The organism is Variovorax jilinensis, assembly GCF_030316885.1.
Taxonomy (GTDB): Bacteria; Pseudomonadota; Gammaproteobacteria; order Burkholderiales; family Burkholderiaceae_C; genus Variovorax; species Variovorax jilinensis.
Genome location: NZ_JASZYQ010000019.1, coordinates 1 through 1,627 on the forward strand (window position 1 = coordinate 1; position 1,627 = coordinate 1,627).

A 1,627-nucleotide genomic window follows, 5' to 3' on the forward strand; every position below is an offset into this window, starting at 1 on the left:
TCATCAATTCCCGGAGACATAAATGCAAGCACTGACGAAACCCCTGCGCCGCGCCATGCTCGGCGCCCTGGCAGCCGCATCCCTGGTGGCCGTGGCACCCGCCGCACTGGGCCAGACCTGGCCCAGCAAACCGATCCGGCTCGTCGTCGGCGCACCGGCTGGCGGCACCGCGGACATCGTCGCGCGTACGTTGGCCGAAGGACTGGCGCCTCTGCTCGGCCAGCCCGTGATCGTCGACAACAAGCCCGGGGCCATGGGCGCCATCGGTACCCAGGACCTGGTGCAGTCGCCGCACGATGGCTACACCTTCATGGTGGGCGTCAACGGCTTGGTGAGCGAGATTCCACATATCGCGAAGTCCCGGATCGACATGTTCAAGGACATCCAACCTTTGGCACAGCTCACCCAAACCGGCCTCGTGCTCGTCGGTACGCCGTCGCTGCCGGCATCGAACCTGAGCGAAGTCATCGCCTATGTGAAGGCCCACCCCGGCAAGGTGAGCTACGCCTCGTACAGCAGCGGATCGATGTCGCACACGATGGGGCAGGAGCTCAACAAGCTGGCCGGCCTGGACATGACGCATGCGGGCTACAAGGGCTCGCCGCCGGCGCTTCAAGACGTGATGGGCGGCCATGTCGCGCTGATGTTCGACGGCCCGGCGACCTCGGTGCCGCTGGTCAAGGCTGGCAAGCTGAAGGCCTTTGCGGTCGGTACCCCCAAGCGGCTGACTGCGCTGCCCGACGTGCCGACCTTGGCCGAGCTCGGCTACCCGCGGCTCGGCGACATCGCCTGGATGGGGCTCTGGACCACGCCGAATGTGCCGGCGGATGTGCAAGCCAAGGTCCGCGAAGCCACGCTGAAGGTGTTGCAGCAGCCGAAGGTCATCGAGCGCTTCAGGGAACAAGGCCAGGACATCGGCTTGCCGCTGACGCCCGACGAGCTGTCGAAGTCTCTGCGCGCGGCGTCCGACAAGCACGCCGCCCATCTGAAGGCCATCGGCTTTCAGCCTGAATGACACCCTTCAAGGAGCAGACATCATGAACGGACAGATGATGCAGCAGCCGCTGCTGATCTCCAGCCTGCTGACGCACGCCGAACGCCACCATGGCGAACAGGAAATAGTCTCGCGCCGTGTCGAGGGCGACATTCACCGCACCACCTACCGAGAGCTTGCCGTTCGGGCACGACGCGTGGCTAACGCGCTGGCGCAGCGCGGCGTCGTACTCGGAGACCGTGTCGCCACGCTGGCGTGGAACGGGTACCGCCACATGGAGCTGTACTACGGCGTCTCGGGCTCTGGCGCGGTGCTGCACACGCTCAATCCGCGCCTGCACCCCGACCAGCTGGTGTGGATCGCCGACCATGCCGAAGACCAGGTGCTGTTCTTCGACCTGAGCTTCCTGCCGATCGTGGAGGCGATCGCTTCACGCGTGAAGACGATCAAGGCCTTCGTCGCGATGACCGACCGGGCGCACCTGCCGGTCTCGACCAAGGTCCCCGGTCTCCTGTGCTACGAGGAAATCCTGGCCGCCGCGAGCGACCGCTTCGAATGGCCGAATCTCGACGAGAACAGCGCCAGTTCGCTGTGCTACACCTCCGGCACCACCGGCGACCCGAAGGGTGTGCT

The 1,627-nt window shown here is 65.6% G+C and carries 2 protein-coding genes; both read left to right on the top strand.

Annotated elements, in window-relative coordinates; genetic code table 11:
- The first annotated feature begins 22 nt into the window (after positions 1 to 22).
- Positions 23 to 1,015, top strand: coding sequence for a Bug family tripartite tricarboxylate transporter substrate binding protein (locus tag QTH87_RS26155; protein ID WP_286613355.1), 993 nt, complete (start codon positions 23 to 25; stop codon positions 1,013 to 1,015).
- 22 nt (positions 1,016 to 1,037) lie between these two features.
- Positions 1,038 to 1,627: AMP-binding protein (locus tag QTH87_RS26160; RefSeq protein WP_286613357.1), on the top strand; the 590-nt coding region annotated here is incomplete at its 3' end.

Coding starts and splice junctions, on each gene's coding strand:
- QTH87_RS26155 (WP_286613355.1), top strand. CDS start 23: ATGCAAGCACTGACGAAACCCCTGCGCCGCGCCATGCTCGGCGCCCTG.